We start from the raw sequence: 18,338 nt of genomic DNA, 5'->3' as shown, positions 1-18,338 counted from the left end.
TTTAATAGTTTTTTAATAATTTTGTAGCTTAAATATCTTTCCAGTGCCTATCATATTAGCTATAGAATCATCTTGCGACGAAACTTCGGTTGCCATTTGTGATAACGGCAAAATTACTGCCAATGTTATTGCAAACCAAACAATTCATGAAAATTATGGAGGTGTAATTCCTGAGTTAGCCTCTAGGGTACACCAGCAGAATATTGTGCCCGCCGTACAACAAGCCCTAGAGATAGCAGGAGTGGACAAAAAGCAGCTGGACGGTGTTGCTTTTACGCAAGGGCCGGGCTTGCTCGGGTCCCTATTAGTTGGTGTTTCTTTTGCTAAATCTTTTGCGTTAGCATTAGATCTACCTTTAATTTCGGTAAACCACATGCAGGCGCATATTTTAGCGCACTTTATTGACGACCCAAAACCAAAATTCCCATTTTTGTGCCTCACTGTTTCTGGCGGACATACACAAATTGTATTGGTGAAAGATTATTTCGACATGGAAATAGTAGGGGAGACTTTGGATGACGCTGCGGGCGAAGCTTTTGATAAAACTGCGAAAATTTTAAACCTACCTTATCCGGGAGGGCCATTGATTGATAAATATGCTAAAGAAGGAAATCCGACGGCTTATCAATTTCCAGTTCCACAAATACAGGGATTAAATTATAGCTTTAGCGGCTTTAAAACCGCAATTCTCTACTTTGTTAGAGATAGTGTTAAAGAAAATCCGGCGTTTGTAGAAGAAAACTTGGCAGATATATGTGCTTCGGTACAACATAGTATTGTCAATATCTTACTTAATAAATTAAAAAAAGCAGCGAAGGAGTATCATTGTAATCAAATTGCAATAGCTGGTGGTGTTTCGGCAAACTCTGGCCTGCGTAATACGCTGTTAAGTTTACAAGATACGCTAGGCTGGGAGGTGTTTATCCCAAAATTTGAATATTGTACAGATAATGCGGCCATGATTGCTATAGCTGGTTATCAGAAATTTTTACAGAATGACTTTGTTGGTCAAGAGGTTTCGCCTATGGCCCGAATGAATTTTTAGCACATAATAATAATATGCAAGCAAACAGTTTTATCTTTTTTGGTTTATTGGCGATACCGCTAATCGTTTTTTTAATTTGGGTAATTAAGCAGGATAAGAAAAAAAACTATCTCGGTTTAGTGCTATTGCTTATTGGGGCAGTAATTGCAGCCTATACTATTGTAAGGTTAGACTCTTCTTTTGTGAAAGAGAAAATTCCTGCTGCCGCACCAAAGCCTTCGAGTTTTAGGTAGTTTGGTGGTGCTTCATTGCTAAAGAAAAAACTATAAAAGTAAAAGGGCACAGTTCATTAAAACTGTGCCCTTTAATATGTTCAATTACTGTACAGTCTATTGTTCTTCCAACTGCTCTCCAGTAACTTCTTCTCTAATTCGAGTTTCAATTTCTTCTGCTAACTCGGGATTGTCTAACAATAATTGTTTAACCGCATCTCTACCTTGGCCTAATTTTGTATCTCCGTAAGAGAACCAAGATCCAGCTTTTTTAACAATACCAAAGTCTACACCTAAATCTATAATCTCACCCACTTTAGAAATACCTTCGCCAAACATAATGTCGAATTCTGCCAAACGGAAAGGAGGAGCAACTTTGTTTTTCACAATTTTCACCTTCACACGGTTACCAGATACCTCATCGCTATCTTTAATCTGAGAAGTTCTGCGGATATCTAAACGTACCGAAGCATAAAACTTTAATGCGTTACCACCGGTAGTAGTTTCTGGGTTGCCAAACATTACACCAATTTTTTCACGTAATTGGTTAATGAAGATACAGCAACAGCCAGTTTTAGCAATTGTTCCTGTTAATTTACGTAATGCCTGGCTCATTAAACGAGCTTGTAAGCCCATTCTGCTATCGCCCATTTCGCCTTCAATCTCTGCTTTTGGCACCAATGCAGCAACCGAGTCAATCACGATTACATCAATAGCACCAGAGCGGATCAAGTTATCAGCAATTTCTAAAGCTTGCTCACCATTGTCTGGTTGCGAGATCAAGAGGTTGTCTGTGTCTACACCTAATTTCTTTGCATAAAACTTGTCGAAAGCGTGTTCAGCATCAATAATTGCAGCGATGCCGCCTTTTTTCTGCGCTTCGGCAATAATGTGGGTAGCCAAAGTAGTTTTACCAGAAGATTCAGGGCCGTAAATTTCAATGATACGTCCTTTAGGTACACCACCTACGCCTAAAGCAATATCTAAGCTGATAGAACCAGTAGAAATGGCTTCCATACTTTCTACGGCTTGGTCGCCAAGTTTCATGATAGAACCTTTACCGTAAGATTTTTCTAGTTTATCTAAAGTAAGCTGTAGCGCTTTTAATTTTTCTGTATTCGGATTCATGTCTTTTAAATTCTGGTAATAAATATAATACGTTTCGGCAAATAAATAAATTATGTTTAACTAATAATTTTAGCAAACATATCGAAATGTTTTTATTAAGTGCAAATATTTTTAGAAATATTTTTTACTCCTTTATGTTTTGCTCATATTTTTAGCTTTCTGCAGCTTTTCAAAATATTGGCAAAAATAGGTCAGTTCGCATATTTCGCACTTCGGACTGCGAGCTACACAAACATAACGTCCGTGTAAAATTAACCAATGATGAGCCACTGCAATGGTATGTTCTGGAAGGTTTTTTACCAAATCTTTTTCTACTGCTAATGGTGTTTTGCCCTTAGTTAGTCCCAAACGATTGGCTACTCTAAAAACGTGCGTATCTACCGCCATTGCAGGTTCGTTATAAACCACAGATGCAATCACGTTTGCAGTTTTCCTGCCCACCCCGGGCATTTTTTGTAGCTCTTTCACGTCAGATGGTACTTCATCGTTAAAATCGTTGAGCAACATATTGGCCATGCCCACCAAATGTTTTGCCTTATTGTTGGGGTAACTAACGCTTCTAATATAATCGAACACAATATCTGGCGTAGTTTCTGCCAATGCCTTAGCGTTAGGGAAACGCTGGAAAAGTGCCGGCGTTACCTGATTAATTCGCTTGTCGGTACATTGGGCAGATAGAATTACCGCAACCAACAATTGGTAGGGATTGTTGTAGTGTAGTTCAGTTTCGGCGTGTGGTTGTTTGGTAGAAAAATGCTCTACAAAATGACGGTAACGTTCTTTTTTTAGCATCACCAAATTTACGATTTTAGATTTACGAATTACGATTGTGTATGTTGATTTTTAGAAAATGTTTGCCAGTATTTCATGGCAATTATAGTCCCGCTTTACGTTGCAATCTTTTTGTGTCCTCTTGCCGTCATTTCGAACGCAGAGAGAAATCTCAAAGTTAAATGCTTCTATGCAACAGATTTCTCCTCGTTCCTCGTCAGAAATGACGTCACAAAAAGTATTTTAACTACAATCGGGTTTAATTAACATACGAAAGTAATTCTAAACAGCGTATTTAAGACCCTCTCTGCCCTTTGGGCATCTCTCCCTAAAAGGGAGAGAAAAGCAAGGAGTATGTACTGTTTGTTTCCCTCTCCTTACAAAGGAGAGGGTTAGGGAGAGGTTTTTATTTTATATGCACAGCACTTGCAGGTTAAACCCGATAGCAGCGGAAATACTTTTTGTAGCGTCATTTCGAACGCAGAGAGAAATCTGTTCGATAACTGCATTTACTGTGAGATTTCTCTCTGCGTTCGAAATGACGGTTGACAAACTCAAAAAGATTGAAGTGCATAGCGGGACTAACACTAGATAGTATCTGGAACATTGCTTTTCAAATAATGAATAATACCTTAATTCAAAAAACATACCTTTGCATTAATGGCTCGCAAACCAAAGAAACACACATCGAAAAGACCTTTATTTAAGCGCATCGCAATTGCCGTAGGAAAAGTGATGCTTTGGTTTTTTATATTTTCTTTCATTTGGGTGCTGGCCTATCGTTTTATCAATCCACCAATAACTTTTTTAATGGTGCAGCGCAATTGGGAACGCAAAGCTGATGGAAAACCTGCCAAAATTAAAAAAGAGTGGGTGAAATTTGAGGAGATTTCTGACAATATGAAACGTGCTGCGGTTAGTGCCGAAGACCAACTTTTTTTGAAGCACATGGGTTTTGATATCAAAGCTATCGAGAAGGCTTATAAAAGCAATGAAAAACAGGGTGTCAAGAAAAAGAAAATTAAAGGCGGAAGCACAATATCTCAACAAACTGCTAAAAATGTGTTCTTATGGCCAGGGCGCTCTTATGTGCGCAAAGCTTTTGAAGCTTATTTTACCTTGCTGATTGAGGTGCTTTGGAGCAAGGAACGCATTTTGGAAGTTTACCTAAACGTAATTGAAATGGGAGATGGTATTTACGGTGCCGAAGCTGCCTCGCAAACCTATTTTGGCCATTCTTGCAGAAAAATGAAACGCTCTGAAGCTGCGCTGATTGCTGCTTGCTTCCCTAACCCGCTGCGTTGGAACCCGAACAAAGCAACAAGCTATATTCAACATAGAAAATACTTGATTATGCGAAATATGAAAAGGTTGGGGCCGTTGGATTTTTAGTTTTCTTCCCTATCCTTCTTTTTATTCCACTTAATCTTAAGCTCACCATTTTCATCAACTGCTTTCAAGTGCAGTACAATTCCTTTCATCCTAGCCAATTCCCTTTCTTCCTTGTCAATAATATCAGCACTTTTTTTAGGATCTCGCAACGGAATATCTAAGGCGATGTTAGTGCCACCATTGAAACTGTAAACTCCTTTTACATCAAAGTTAAGTGCAGTTGAATTTACTTTCATAGGGCTGATATCTACCTTGTCGCCACGTAAAGTAAGTACGCCATTTAGTTTTTCCAATTCTACATTTGATAAATTTCTGCTTCTAAAAACAAACTTTCCTACTTTCTCTAAAGGATCAAAACCTACCAAAGCTGCTTTATCTAAAGTGAAATTTACCTTGCCGTACATCGATTTTGGTACCATATTTCCTTTTGCCGTTACATTGCCAGATGCATTTACGTTAGCAGAAAGAAATCCTTTTAGGTTTTTATTAGTTATAGACTGCTGACCGAAATTATCGAAAGCATAAAAGAACTCTTTGATACTTACCCGTGCAATGTTGGCGTTCAGCTGCATTTTGTTCACAGCACCCAATTGCTCCACTTTGCCGTTGAAATTAATATTGCCACCAGCGTGTTGCACTGCAATTTTATTGAAGTAAACACCATTGCCAATTAAGGAAATGTTTGCATTTAAATTACGGGCTACAAACTTATTGTAAACCGCCCTATTAACATTCAACTGCAAATGCACTTTTGAGGCTTCTAAAGCCGCACTTAATTGTTCCGAAGCTTCTTTAATGGCATTCTTGCTGGATGTTTTTTTACGTTTCGCCTGTCGTGGCCCTAAAAAAGGCATAAATTCGCTCAGGTTCAAATTCGGACTGCTCAAGTTCACTTTAGCCTCTATCTTCTGCGGGTCGGTGTAGTAAAAGTTTAAGAAATTCTCGATGCTACAACTCATGTTCAGTATGCTTTTGCCCAACTGCAGCCTGCTATTGGTAATATTTAAATCTTTTTGGTTAAAGTTTAAATCTAGGGAGCTATTTACCAACTTTAAATTACGCGGCAGGTAGTTGATGGTAGCATCTTTTACCAATATTTTGCCATGAATTATTGGCTTAGTAAACAAGAAATTGTCAATATCTGCCTGACAAAACAAGCTCAAATCTGCAGTGCCTTTTTCAAACTTGAAACTTTCTTCCTCAAAAGAACCATTCAGTTGTTCTAGGTTAAATTTCGAAGTTACCAAACCCTGCGCTAAAGGCTTTTCCAAGTTCGAAACCGTAAAAGTATCTATTCTAATTGGTGCGTTGTAGTAATTCGCTTTCAGTCCATAAAAGCGAATAATAGAGTTTGCATCGCCAATGGGTTTGCTGGTGGTATCTTGGTTAGAGAAAAATCCTGTAAAACTGCAATCTGTTAAATTGCCCGATGGAATAGAAAGGTTGTTATTTGCAACCGTCATCTTTACATTAATAAGTGGGTCGCTGCTGGTTTTATCGCCGTTATCAATAATACTAGCGGTAACATCAATGGGCTTCTCTATGCCAAATCTTAGCAATTTAGTAGAGATGTTTGGCGCCAACAGTTTAGCAACGTTCGGAAACATAATCTGATCGGCCTTTATGGCAATAGAAAAAGCAGATTTATTTTCGGCCACGTTAATATTTGCACCAATGCTAAAAGTATCGTCACCTATCTTAATTTGTTTTTGATCAATAATTATCACTTCCGCCTCATCTTCATAATGTGCCGTCATGTTGCCAATAATGCTTTTATCTTTTAAAAAACTGCCTTTTCTGGTGTTAAAAGCAAAACTTCGAACTTGTGTTTTCAGTTTGAAATCGCCATCCCACCTGCCAAACGGATATTTTATCTTTCCCTTCAGTTCGTCTACATAAAAACTGAAAAGCTTAAAGCGTTTCTGGTTATCTATCACCAAATCCACTTTGTTCAAATCAATAATCCTTACCTGTAAATCGTTCGACTTATCATCATTGTTCTCTGCCTTTTTCTGGCTTTTGGTGCGGAACATGCTGGTGTTGGTGTAGCCAGTAGAATCGGTATACAAATAAATTTTTGAATTGTTAATGGCCACTTTGCGGATGTTGATTGTGCCCACAACCAGCGAAAGCGCATTCAGCGAAACATCAATATCTTTTGCGTTAAGCAGTTCGTGTTGGTGGTTTTGCCATAAGCTATCTCTAAGCGATACGTTTTTTAAAGATACAGATATGCCGGGAAAGCCTTTAAGCAAGGTGGTTTCCATGTGCGAAACGCTGACCGTTCCGTTCACTTTGGTGTTTACCTGATTAAGTATCTTGGCTAAAATAGCCTTGTTGTTTTTGCTGATGTAGTATGCCGCACCTACCCAAGCTAGGATAAGTAAAATGAGCAGTGCACCTACTATTTTTAAAGAAATTTTGAGCCAACGTTTCATTGATGGTATCTGTAATCCCAAGTTAACAAATAAACATACAAGTTGTTTGCTAATGGTTAATTATTAGGAGATAACAGACTGATTTTAACTTTTTGAAAAGCAAAGGTGGTGCTACTATTCGATGTTGGTCCCGCCAAACGCTTTACTTCCCCATGAAATATCGGGGTCGTGCTCGCTTATGTCGGGTTTAAAATGCAGGTGCTCTGCACAGGTTTACGTTTCCTAAACCCGATAGGAGCGTAAATACTTTTTGTTGCGTCATTTCGACGAAGTATGAGGAGAAATCTCAGAGTGAAATGCTTCTTACTAACAGATTTCTCTCTGCGTTCGAAATGACGGCAAAAGAATACAAAAAGATTATGGCGTATAGCGGGACTACAGCTGCCAAGATGTACTGAACGCACATTTTCAAATAAAATCAGTTAACCGAATAACCAATTTAAACAATTAACCATTTAGCTGTTCTGCAAATATGTTCTTATGCCAACTATCTTGCAGAGGTACTTCCCATTTTTGCTCAAAATCTGCTAAGGTTTGCACCAAATTATTGAAAACAACAGTGTCTAAGCCAATTTTTTTGATGGTAATAAGTGTTTCAAAATCTTCTTTGGTTGCTACGTGTACCTCGCCATCTATCTTGTAGGCCATATTGAAACGGTCGAACAGATCCAAACCGTATTTGCTTTCAATTTCTTTCATTACCCTTACCGAAGAATCGATTGAACAACCCGTAGCATTAGCCACATCTTGGTCTACCGTGAGTACAATAAAATAGTTGTGGAAGATCTCTGCTTTTGCCTTAAGCTGCGAGCCATGAGCGGTCCATTGGTCAACAAAACGATTTAGGATATCGCTTATTTCTGCTGCTTCCTGTTCCGTAAACTTTCGATTACTTTGGTAGATCCAAACTTTAGATTGTGGAGAAAAAATCATATTCAAATTTATCAAAATATTTAACTTCCACCTTTTAAACGGGAACTCTCATGCAAAAGTTTACACTGTCCTTAAAAAAGTTGGTTTTCTTTTCGTTTGGCCTAAGTTTTTTACTGTTGGTTGGCTTTGCGGCACCAGAAGATAGTCGGGTTTTTATACATAGTATGTTGAACAAACACTATGACAAAGACGGGCAAAAAGAGCCTTTAAAGCTATATGAACTGAAGATTACTAACACTGGTTTTTGTCGTTACAGAAAGGTTTACACCAACGGCAAGGAGGAGTTTTTTGCGTTTAATCTGAGCAGGTTTAAATCTATGGATTATTATGGTGACACCAAGAGCGGCGAGCTTTGGCTGCATACCAAAAATGATGATGTGATTGTACAAACCCGTAACGATAAGCAAGGTGCTATTGATAGCATGTCGACCTATTTAGTGGTTCCTTTAAAAGGCATTGACGAAGAAAAACTGAATGAACTGGCTAGTCATTTAAGAGCGTTAACGCAGCCTAACTTGGTTGCTAATAAATAAAGCCCCTCTCTGCCTTTCGGCATCTCTCCCCAAAGGGGCGAGAAGCGCACTATTTTAAGTTTAAGCTCTGCTTGCGTTAGCCCTACAATCTCGACGTTCAGCTCATTTCGGTCTCCTATTTTTCGGTTTGCACCGATAAGCCAAAGTATTTACTTTGAAAGAAAAATAGGCAACCGAGAGTTTTTGTTACTTTTTGCGGTCAAAAAGTAAGAGCCCAGTGGCGAGTAGTTTCCTTAATTGCCTACTAGAGCATTACGATTCCGAAATAAATTCGGGATGACGAAGTATTAGTGCTACAGTTACAACTTACAATCCATTCGCTCTAGCCGTAATCTCTGCGATATCTAATACTTTAACCTCTTGTTCCTTGTCTTTAAGCTTCACGCCATCGTTAAGCATGGTCATGCAAAATGGGCAGCCAGCTGCGATAAATTGCGGTTCGGTAGCTAAGGCTTCTTCAATACGTTCAATGTTCACGTCCTTTTTACCTTTTTCTGGTTCTTTAAACATTTGCGCACCGCCAGCACCACAACACAAGCCATTCGCTTTGCAGCGTTTCATCTCTACCAAATCGGCATCTAAAACTTCTAATACTTTTCTTGGAGCTTCGTAAACGCCATTTGCCCTGCCCAAGTAACAAGGATCGTGATAGGTAATTTTTTTGCCTTTAAAGCTTTCGCCACCTTCTGCTTTAAGTTTGCCCTCGTTAATTAAATCTTGGATAAGTTGGGTATGATGGATGACTTCGTAAGTGCCGCCTAAACCAGGGTATTCGTTTTTAATGGTGTTGAAACAATGTGGACAGCCGGTAACTATCTTCTTGATATTGTAAGCGTTCAATACTTCGATGTTAGCCATTGCCTGCATTTGGAAAAGAAATTCGTTGCCTGCTCTTTTAGCCGGGTCGCCAGTGCAACTTTCTTCCGTACCTAAAACGGCATACTTCATACCTACATGATGTAAGATTTTACAGATATCTCTGGTAATTTTCTGTGCTCGTTCGTCGTAACTGCCGGCACAGCCCACCCAAAATAATATTTCTGGTTCTTCTCCTGCGGCCATCATTTCGGCCATTGTTGGTACTTTGAATTCCATTGTTTTCGTATTGCGTTTGGCGTATTACTTTTTGATCTTAGTTCTCAATAAATCTTCTAAAGCTTTTGTGCCTTCAAAAGTTCCTTTGAAATAGAGATCCTTTTTAAAGTTGCTGATAAAATATTTATTCATGATTTCTTGAGTTTCCTCATCAGAAATCATCTTTTCGATCCCGTAGCCATTGTTTATCCTCATCATTCGATGACCTTTTGAAAAGCCAATCAGAATGCCATTATTTTCATCTTTTTTGCCAACTCCCCAATCATTCGCTGTTGCCAAAGTGAAGTCGTTAAAGTCTGTTTTACTTACCATGGTGGTATCAAAAGTGGCAATTGCAATTTCAATACCTGTTTCTTTTTCAAATGCTTCTACCAAATTACGAAGCGAGTCTTTTTGTGCCGAATTAAAGTTTTTCTCATAGTCGCTAACAAAACCTATAGACGTTGGGATTTTATACTTGCTTTTTGCTGGCTCATCTTTTGGTTGTTGAGCACATGCGCAAAAAAACAATAAAACTATACTAGTTAATAATCCTAATCTCATCCTTTGTATCACTTAGCTCCTTTGTTTTTTGCTTTATAGGCTTTCTGCTATTTAACCTTCGACCTTCCGCCTTTCACCTTAACTCCTCTTAATTCCCCTCACTCCAATTAAACCTATCTGCTGGCGAGTATTTCCAAGGTGCGCCATTGTTCTCTACGTTTCCAAGCATGGCGTTGATACTTGCAGGAGCAACAGATTCTTCCATCACTGCGTAGCGCCTTAGCTCCATGATAATCTCTAGTGGATCTATGTTTACAGGGCAGGCTTCTACACAAGCGTTGCAACTAGTGCAGGCCCAAATTTCTTCTCTGGTAATGTAATCGTCTAACAACGATTTTCCATCTTGGTGATCTGTCCCATGTTTATCGATGTTTTTGCCCACCTCTTCCATACGGTCGCGGGTATCCATCATAATTTTACGTGGAGAAAGTAATTTTCCAGTAATGTTCGCTGGGCATACAGAAGTGCATCGCCCACATTCTGTACAGGTGTACGCGTTCAGTAGGTTAATTCTGCTGAGGTCTTGAATATCTTTTGCACCAAATTTTCCGGGTGCGGCATCAGCAGGTACAAATGAAGGGTCTAGCATCGCTTTTACTTCATTGGTTACGCTATCCATATTAGTGAACTGTCCCTTTGGTGTTAACTTTGAAAAGTAAGTATTGGGGAAGGCCAACATGATGTGGAAATGCTTCGAATAGGGTAGGTAATTTAAAAATGCGAAAATACCAACAATGTGGAACCACCAGCAAAAGCGTTCGATGAAAATTAGACTATCAACGGTGTTTGGTAGTAAGCCATGCAACCACGAGCTAATTGGAAAAGCACCTGCTGCGGTATAATGAGCTGCGCCTAAAGCCTGTAATTTAGCATCGGCGGCGTTCATTGTTAGAAAAGCTGTCATCAACAGAATTTCGGTGATGAGAATGTAGTTGGCATCTGACTTCGGCCAGTTTTTCATCTCCACACCAGAAAAGCGTTTCAACTTTAAAATATTTCTACGGATGAGAAAAATTACGCAGGCCAGCCAAACGCCAGCTGCCAAAATCTCGAAACTGCCAATTAGAAAGCTGTAGAAACCACCCAGTCCCGCAAACACACGATGTGTGCCGAATGCGCCATCTATTGCAATTTCGAGGACTTCTAGATTGATGATGACAAAACCTAGATAAACGATGAGATGCAGGAAAAAAGGAATTGGCCGCACAGCCATTTTAGTTTGTCCAAAAGCGACTTTGAGCATAGTCATTAACCTTTCTTGTGGTTTGTCGCTACGATCGGTCGCTCTTCCCAATTTGATATTGCGAATAACCTTACGGGCATTGTAAGCAAATAACGCAGTGCCAGCTAGGGCCAAGATGACGAATATAATTTGTGAAACCATAATTAATCTAGCGTAATGGTACAACGAAGTTAAAATATTTCGTTTTAAAACATTTATTATGCTTGCATAATTTATTGAATTTAGAACGGTTATGAATTAGTTTATGTTTTGATGAAAAATTAATGCGTTGATTTATAGCGTCAAAATTGGTTTCTGCTTCTATTTTAGAAATATTTTTCAAAAATAATTTTGCCTTTCAAAAAAAGAAACTACATTTGCATTCCCAAACGGGAGGTGCCTTAGCTCAGTAGGTAGAGCAAAGGACTGAAAATCCTTGTGTCGCTGGTTCGATCCCAGCAGGCACCACTTCCACAGACCCCGAAGTAAATTCGGGGTTTTTTGTTTTAAGTGACTCTTTGATCATTCAAGCTTAATGCCCCGCTCTTAATTTTCTATATTGTTATGCAAGCATAATATAGTACACTCACAGTACTCTATCCCTACTTGAACCCTACCTTTAACCTACTCGAAACCTAGCTAAACCACGAAGCTTTTTAGTATATGTCTAAGGCTTGTGTTCGTACCTGCTTCGGTGCTTGTTCGGGAAAAAGGCCTTTTTGCCGAATCGGGTACGAACAAGCCTCGAACACTAACCGAAGAAACACTAGAAAATATCATTACCTAAGCGAGAATAATAGAATGAAAAAGATCTTAAAGCATTAGTATATGCATCCAACATACCAAACAACTAGAACCTAAACAATTTGCAAATCTCAAACCCTTCATTTATATTGCCTTATCTAAATATCTCAAGCTCGATCTTCTCTGTTTAAATTCAAGTATTTTTACATTAAAGTTTCGCAAAGCAGACCATATTTGGATTTATATTCAATTTATAGCGCATATAAACAATTATCGCTAAACGTAATAGACTCTACTAAACAATTATGAGATACATTGAATCAGTAAGAATTTCAAAATTTAGGTCTGTTGGACCTAACGAGACTTTTGAATCGTTAGGGCTAAACATTTTTTCTGGCAGTAATGACAGTGGAAAATCAAATATCTTAAAATCATTAAATTTATTTTTTACAGGACAATCAGAATTAAATATTAGGTACAATCCTGAAACTGATTTTAATAAGTGGTTTAGAGATAATAATGTCAGAGGTGAAAGAAACATAGAAATTGAATTAAAAATTGCAAAAGGAAATTATGGCGACACGGAAGGAATAAATGAAGGGTTTTCTGCAAAGAAAATTTTTCGCATTGACGGTGGACAAGAGACTAAATTTTATGGCAAAGATGGAGATGAGTTAAAGCCAGATAGTAAATCTTTTAGTAGAGCTAATGGTGTTATAAGTGAAAAAATTCGATTCGTTTATATTCCTGCAATTAGGGATTTAAAATTCAGAGAATCAATTCAAAGATTAATAGAGGAAATAGCAAATTCTACTGACAAAAGATTTAAATCTCAAGATTTAAAAGATGCTTTTGTTAAAATGGAATCTGGTATTGATAGTCAATTGAAAGAGCTAACAACTAGTGTTAAAGAGTTAATGAATATTGATATTGAAGCAAATGTAAATTTTAGCACATTGCTTGAATCCTTAGCCTTTGAAACGAGTGAAAAAATTAAGATAAAGAAACGAGGAAAGGGTAAAGAAGAAATTCAAAAAGTAAGTTTAAGAAATAGGGGAGATGGGATTCAAATGCAGTTTTTTTCATTTTTACTTTGGTTTATCTCCAAAAATGATAAAAAGCATTTTTATGTGTGGGGATTTGAAGAGCCAGAAATTGCATTTGAGTTCAAAAGACAATTTGAATTGGCTGATATTTTCCAATCAACTTTTAGGAAAGTTGCTCAAATTTTTCTTACTACGCATTCTCCTGCCTTTGCTCTATCTGAGGCAAATGATTCTACAACGGTTTTTAGAGTGAATTATGAAAAAGATAAGTCAACGAAATCAGATAGGTATAATTCGAAAGTTATTCCCATTAATGAATATTACGAAGGGCTTTTTAAGGATCTGACAAATTCAAGTTCTGAGAACAAAAAGATGTTAGAGCGTGATATATGGGGTATTAATGCACAAAAAATTTCGAAAATGATTGGAGAATCTATGGCAGAAATTGTAGGGGTTAGGCATATTTCAAATAATCAACTTGAAGAATTAAAAAACCTCATTGCCTCTCAACAGCAAGAAAATACTGACTTAAAAACGAAAGTTGATAACATCAGTAAGGATCTAAAAAATCTATTTCCTAAAAAGGTATTCATTTGCGAGGATTCTACGTCAATAAGTTTGTGGGAAAACTTATTGTTTGATAAACTTGGTATTGGTAGAACGGATTTCAAGGTTATATCATCTAAAGGATGTACAAACACAGAAGTGGAGGCTGCATTACTACATTTGATAAAAGAAGACAATACATATAAACCGCAAATTTTTAGGCAATTAGATAGAGATGGCTTTACAACAAAACAAGTAACTTTTTTAGAAACTCGAAAAATAGAAAATAGCAACTATAAAAAATTCAAGCAATATGTTGTCAAATTTTTACCAGTTAATGAAATTGAAAATTTTGCAGTTCTGACGGATAGTTATTATACAGAAGATAAACTAAAAGACTATGAAGTAAATATTAAGATAACGGACGCTTTCAATCAAACTGTGAAAAGTAGTATACAGAATGCCTTAAAATTGTGCAAAGAGGAAGATGAAAGAAAGCTGTTTCTTAATAAAGAAGCTGAAATGATAAAAGAAGCACGAAGTAGTTTGCTCAAATTATTCCCAGGAAAAGACATAAAGAAAATTAAAAGCAACTTTAACTGTGACACGATTTTAAAGAATAAAAATTACTCAGAGTTGCCTCTCGAATTTCAAAATTATTTGAAGGAAATTAAAAATTACTTTGAACCACCAACAACTTGATGATGCTATATTTAACTCTATGATAGTAAAAAAGCGATAACAATAATTGTCAATCTTTAAGAGTTTTGGCCTTGTTTGCTAAAAACTTTCTCAAGAAAATAAAATATACAATAATACCTAAAGCTAGTAACAAGATGCTAATAGCCCAAAGCCAATAGCCCGCATTTAAGCTTAAAATGTCGCCCATGCTTCCACTTTCTGATTTCATTACTTCTTTCCAAAGACTGAATTGCCACGCAGTTACAGTAGCACCGATGGATAAGATGAAGATCCAGTCGTTTGGTATAAAGGTTGGACTAGATAATTTTTTTGCTCTGGTGGTTGTTAAGAACAGGATTATAGCACAAAGAGCTAAAGGGTTAGCCATCCATGTTAACCATTCGAATGTAGCCCCACCTAAAATAATAAAGGGTCCGCCTAATAATACAAGATAAGATTGATTTACTGCGATCTCATCTGTGCCTTCGTTAGTAAAAGCGACCTGAGTAAGCGATATCAAAAATAATAGCAAGGGCAGCAGCACTACAAAAAGTCTCAAATAGGTTAGATTTTTTTCTTGCATAAAAGCTTTTTTCTTGCTTTAAAAATCCAACAGTACTTTTGGGTCAATCCCCAATCCTTTTGCTAAAGAAAGTAAAGTAATTAGAGAGGGTGCAGTCTCGCCCTTTTCAATTCTATGAATTTGGCTGTAATCTACATTTGAAAGTTGCTCAAGGATACGTAAACTGATCTTTTTCTCATTTCTAATGTTTTTTAGATGAGTGCCGAATGATTTAAGTATTTCTTCTTTTTTGAGTTCTTCCACATAACAAATAGATAAAAAATACACAATTTGTTTGTGGGATTATTTGCATACAAAATTTTTAGTTTCTATATTCGGTATAGTTAAATAGATTTTAGTAAAATCTTGCAACTTCAATACAAGTAAATGGGAAGAGTAACGACATCGGTATTATCTTTAGCTAATCGTTGCAATGGGCAACGAGGTCATTTGTTTGGCCTTTCTTTCCGAACATCCAAACCTGTATCGTTTTATCTTTTTGATAGGCTTTACCCTTTGAAGCCTAAGAGCCCGGTGTAACCCCCTCTGCCTTCGGCATCTCCCCCTAAAGGGAGAGAGTTCGGGTATGGTGGGGCAGTGCTAATTAACTTGGAGATTGCCGCGGTCGTTACACTCCCTCGCAATGACGGCGAGGGGTTGGGCTTCGGAAAAAATAAGGCTAAATGCCTCAAGGGAGAAGGAATGTCTAGGTAGGGGCAAGGAACAAATTACCAAATTCCAATAATCAAATACCAAATCACAATAATCGACTGCTCGATGAACCAATGAACAATTGAACTAACTAACTAAGACTATGAAAACAAATTACGCCCTCCACTTTAATAAATTTCGAGAGGGAAATGAGCAAGGACTGGAATTCTTCTACAAGCTATGGTACCATAGGTATTATTATTGGGGCTTGAAATACATTAAAGATGAGGTAAATGCAGGCTGTATAGTGAATGAGGCTTTTTTGAGGCTTTGGCTTTTAAGGCAGCAGATGGCTTCCACAGAAGAGATAGAGCAACTATTGAAAAAACTAACAGCAGCAGGTTGCAGGGCATTTTATAGCACGGGCAACCATCAGTTTCAGCGCAATATGCTGCGGCTCGATGAAATAGAAAATTACCAAGATTGGATGGCTGGATTTGACCCGAGGCTGGAAAGCGAAGAAGAAATGCTTTACGAGCGAGAACCAGAAGAAGCACTCAAAGCACAATGGGCACGGGTAGAAAGCGTGATCCCCAACCTTAATCCAGATCAGCAACTGTTTGTCCGTTTGTGCATCAAATATAGTTTCGACTATGGTCGTATTGCCTGGCATGTTGGAGGGATCTCCGATTATCAGGTGGCCAAAAAGGTGGAGAAAACGTTGGCTTGCCTAAGGGCAATTATTACTGATACGCAAAAATTGGAAGCAGTGGGACAAGCCGGTACCTTTAAGTTTGAGGGCGATGTTTGCGAGGAGCAGTCGGCTATTTTACACATGCGTTATGAACTGCAATACAGTTTCGAAGAAATAGCCAGAGAACTGAACCTAAACCAAGGGTATATCCAAAAGGCTTTTGTAAATGCAATGACGAAGATTAGGAAAGTTAAAAGTTAAGGGGTTTTTTGGTTGGTTTGATGAGCAGGTGGATTTGATAATTTGGTTAATCGGTTAATTGTGGATTTGGTTAATTGTGGATTTTTAAGATAGGCATCATTTCGAGCCTCGGCAAAATCATTAATACCCGTTTAATCGACCTTGGCCTTTGCGGTAGAGATGCATTAGCCTTAGTAGAAACATAAAAGCAAAGGGCGAAACTTACACCGACTTATTGACCTAAGCTAGCCGTAACTAGCTAGGCAAAGCAGCCTAGATTTATACCTAATTAGTCTATTATATTTTATCTGTAAGTATGCTTTCGCTAAAGCTTCAGGTTTGCTTCTTTTCATCAATGGAACTGCGGAGCATTCTTTAATACAATTGAAAATATCAACCTCACATTAAAAAAAAGAAGGCCCGACCAGCCGAAGAGAATTTAAAAAAGTAAAACATATACTTATGGAAACTAAAACCATCACAATTACTCGTAAAATTCAGCTCCTCATAGATAGTGAGGATGCTGAATTTGTTAAGCAGGCCAAAGCTCAACTGTATCAGTGGCAAAACATCTGCTTTAAGGCTGCCAATATGATTGTTAGCCATCAGTTTGTGCAAGAACAGGTAAAAGATTTTTTCTACCTCACAGAAGACATCAAGCTAAAGCTAACCAATCAAAAGAAAGATGAAAATGGGATACTCCAATTGTCTCGGGAAAGCACCACTTATCATGTACTTTCTAGACATTTCAAGGGTCAAATGCCGATGAATATTCTAGGTAATTTAAATCACGGATTGTTGTCTTACTTTAATAAAGAAAAAGCAGCCTACTGGAAAGGGGAGAAGTCGCTTAGGAACTATAAAAAGCATATTCCCATGCCATTTGGAGCAGATGTAATTTCCAAGTTTACGCTAACTCCAGACGGTAGGAACTATTGCTTTAAACTATTCCAAATTCCCTTCAGAACTTATTTAGGTAGGGATAAATCGGATAAAAAAAACATGCTAGAACGCATAAGGACAGGATCCTTAAAACTTCGTGTGAGCCACTTGCAGCTAGTAGAGGGTAAGGTGTTTTTATTGGCGTCTATACATATTGAAAAGGAGCAACATGTTTTAGACCCTGCCGTAATTGCCGAAGCAACTTTGTCTATTGAACATCCCATTACAGTAAAAATTGGAAAACACGAGCATGCCATCGGCAACAAAGAAGAATTTTTACATCGCAGGTTGGCCATTCAGGCAGCTATCCATAGGATACAAAAAGGTGCAGCTTTTAATCGTGGTGGGCATGGGCGCAAGAGAAAGATGAAAAGCTTGGATGATTACCGACACTTAGAAAAACGCTATGTGGAGCAGAAATTACATGTGTACAGTAGAATGCTCATTAACTTTTGTGTTAAACACCAAGCAGCCACATTGCTATTGGTTAATCAGCAAGAGAAGGAGGAAATTGCCAAAGAAGACGCCTTTTTATTACAGAACTGGAGTTACTATAGCTTAAAAGAAAAAATTAACTACAAAGCTGAAAGAGCAGGGATACAGGTAATTGTAGAATGATATTTACAGAGGTTGCTTGCACAACCGCAGGGTGAGATCAATGATGCTCACTGGGTTCAAAGTAATTTGTACATGCAACGGCGATCTTCATGTCAGACAGAACGTGGTTAGTAATCATTTAATATAGAAAATAACAGAGGTTGCTTGCACAACCGCAGGGTGAGATCGTTGATGCTCACTGGAGCCAGAGTAATTGGTACATGCAACGGCGAATTTCGCGTCAAACAGAATGTGATACCTAAAAAGTAGATATAGAAAAAAATAGAGGTTGCTTGCACAATCGTAGGGTGAGATCAATGATG

General features: G+C 37.9%; 16 protein-coding genes and 1 tRNA gene. 8 read left to right on the top strand and 9 right to left on the bottom strand.

Annotation, left to right across the window (positions count from 1 at the left end; genetic code table 11):
- Nucleotides 1-43: 43 nt before the first annotated feature.
- On the top strand, nt 44-1,045 hold the full coding sequence (tsaD, locus tag REI64_RS09200; RefSeq protein WP_308849820.1) for a tRNA (adenosine(37)-N6)-threonylcarbamoyltransferase complex transferase subunit TsaD: 1,002 nt from the start codon (nt 44-46) through the stop codon (nt 1,043-1,045).
- A 14-nt stretch (nt 1,046-1,059) separates the two neighbouring features.
- The gene (locus REI64_RS09195) at nt 1,060-1,278 is read left to right on the top strand and encodes a hypothetical protein (protein ID WP_308849819.1); all 219 of its coding nucleotides are present in this window, start codon (nt 1,060-1,062) and stop codon (nt 1,276-1,278) included.
- A gap of 96 nt (nt 1,279-1,374) precedes the next feature.
- Here the strand turns inward: REI64_RS09195 and recA are convergent, their stop codons facing one another.
- Nucleotides 1,375-2,385, bottom strand: a complete 1,011-nt coding sequence (gene recA, locus REI64_RS09190; RefSeq protein ID WP_308849818.1) for a recombinase RecA — start codon at nt 2,383-2,385, stop codon at nt 1,375-1,377.
- Nucleotides 2,386-2,517: 132 nt separating this feature from the next.
- A complete protein-coding gene (gene nth / locus REI64_RS09185) occupies nt 2,518-3,177 on the bottom strand; it encodes an endonuclease III (protein WP_308849817.1) in 660 nt (219 codons plus the stop codon).
- A gap of 639 nt (nt 3,178-3,816) precedes the next feature.
- On the opposite strand from nth, the gene mtgA reads away from it, so the two are divergent.
- Nucleotides 3,817-4,548 carry a monofunctional biosynthetic peptidoglycan transglycosylase gene (gene mtgA, locus REI64_RS09180; RefSeq protein WP_308849816.1) on the top strand — a complete coding sequence of 244 codons (732 nt, stop codon included), beginning with the start codon at nt 3,817-3,819 and terminating at the stop codon, nt 4,546-4,548.
- Here mtgA and REI64_RS09175 read toward each other — a convergent pair.
- Both REI64_RS09175 and REI64_RS09170 read right to left on the bottom strand, forming a co-directional pair.
- A complete protein-coding gene (locus REI64_RS09175; RefSeq protein WP_308849815.1) occupies nt 4,545-6,986 on the bottom strand; it encodes an AsmA family protein in 2,442 nt (813 codons plus the stop codon). The genes mtgA and REI64_RS09175 overlap by 4 nt on opposite strands.
- Nucleotides 6,987-7,433: 447 nt before the next feature.
- Nucleotides 7,434-7,919 carry an ABC transporter ATPase gene (locus tag REI64_RS09170; RefSeq protein ID WP_308849814.1) on the bottom strand — a complete coding sequence of 162 codons (486 nt, stop codon included), beginning with the start codon at nt 7,917-7,919 and terminating at the stop codon, nt 7,434-7,436.
- Between the two features lie 50 nt (nt 7,920-7,969).
- Here REI64_RS09170 and REI64_RS09165 point away from each other — a divergent pair, with 50 nt between their 5' ends.
- A complete protein-coding gene (locus tag REI64_RS09165; RefSeq protein ID WP_308849813.1) occupies nt 7,970-8,452 on the top strand; it encodes a hypothetical protein in 483 nt (160 codons plus the stop codon).
- A gap of 306 nt (nt 8,453-8,758) precedes the next feature.
- Here REI64_RS09165 and REI64_RS09160 read toward each other — a convergent pair whose 3' ends face one another.
- The 3 genes from REI64_RS09160 to REI64_RS09150 form a co-directional block, all read right to left on the bottom strand.
- Complete coding sequence (locus REI64_RS09160; protein ID WP_308849812.1) at nt 8,759-9,547, bottom strand: (Fe-S)-binding protein; 789 nt, start codon at nt 9,545-9,547, stop codon at nt 8,759-8,761.
- Between the two features lie 24 nt (nt 9,548-9,571).
- Complete coding sequence (locus tag REI64_RS09155; RefSeq protein ID WP_308849811.1) at nt 9,572-10,090, bottom strand: TPM domain-containing protein; 519 nt, start codon at nt 10,088-10,090, stop codon at nt 9,572-9,574.
- Nucleotides 10,091-10,178: 88 nt separating this feature from the next.
- Nucleotides 10,179-11,474 (bottom strand): (Fe-S)-binding protein, encoded by a 1,296-nt coding sequence (locus REI64_RS09150; RefSeq protein WP_308849810.1) that lies wholly within the window; start codon nt 11,472-11,474, stop codon nt 10,179-10,181.
- 233 nt (nt 11,475-11,707) lie between these two features.
- Between REI64_RS09150 and REI64_RS09145 the strand changes: the two genes are divergently transcribed.
- Together REI64_RS09145 and REI64_RS09140 are read left to right on the top strand one after the other, a co-directional pair.
- A tRNA-Phe gene (locus REI64_RS09145) sits at nt 11,708-11,780 on the top strand.
- Nucleotides 11,781-12,361: 581 nt separating this feature from the next.
- Entirely contained in the window at nt 12,362-14,350 is a 1,989-nt protein-coding gene (locus REI64_RS09140; RefSeq protein WP_308849809.1) for an AAA family ATPase, read from the top strand.
- A gap of 49 nt (nt 14,351-14,399) precedes the next feature.
- On the opposite strand, the gene REI64_RS09135 is transcribed toward REI64_RS09140, so the two are convergent.
- Together REI64_RS09135 and REI64_RS09130 are read right to left on the bottom strand one after the other, a co-directional pair.
- Nucleotides 14,400-14,912: a hypothetical protein gene (locus REI64_RS09135; RefSeq protein ID WP_308849808.1), complete on the bottom strand. Its 513-nt coding sequence runs from the start codon at nt 14,910-14,912 to the stop codon at nt 14,400-14,402.
- Nucleotides 14,913-14,930: 18 nt separating this feature from the next.
- Nucleotides 14,931-15,155 carry a helix-turn-helix transcriptional regulator gene (locus tag REI64_RS09130; protein WP_308849807.1) on the bottom strand — a complete coding sequence of 75 codons (225 nt, stop codon included), beginning with the start codon at nt 15,153-15,155 and terminating at the stop codon, nt 14,931-14,933.
- Between the two features lie 550 nt (nt 15,156-15,705).
- Between REI64_RS09130 and REI64_RS09125 the strand changes: the two genes are divergently transcribed.
- Nucleotides 15,706-16,497 carry a sigma factor-like helix-turn-helix DNA-binding protein gene (locus REI64_RS09125; RefSeq protein ID WP_308849806.1) on the top strand — a complete coding sequence of 264 codons (792 nt, stop codon included), beginning with the start codon at nt 15,706-15,708 and terminating at the stop codon, nt 16,495-16,497.
- Between the two features lie 441 nt (nt 16,498-16,938).
- Entirely contained in the window at nt 16,939-18,036 is a 1,098-nt protein-coding gene (locus REI64_RS09120) for a hypothetical protein (RefSeq protein WP_308849805.1), read from the top strand.
- Nucleotides 18,037-18,338 lie beyond the last annotated feature (302 nt).

Origin of the sequence: Pedobacter sp., from assembly GCF_031119335.1 — a bacterium.
Lineage (GTDB): Bacteria > Bacteroidota > Bacteroidia > Sphingobacteriales > Sphingobacteriaceae > Pedobacter.
This window is presented reverse-complemented; position numbering and strand designations above follow the sequence as displayed.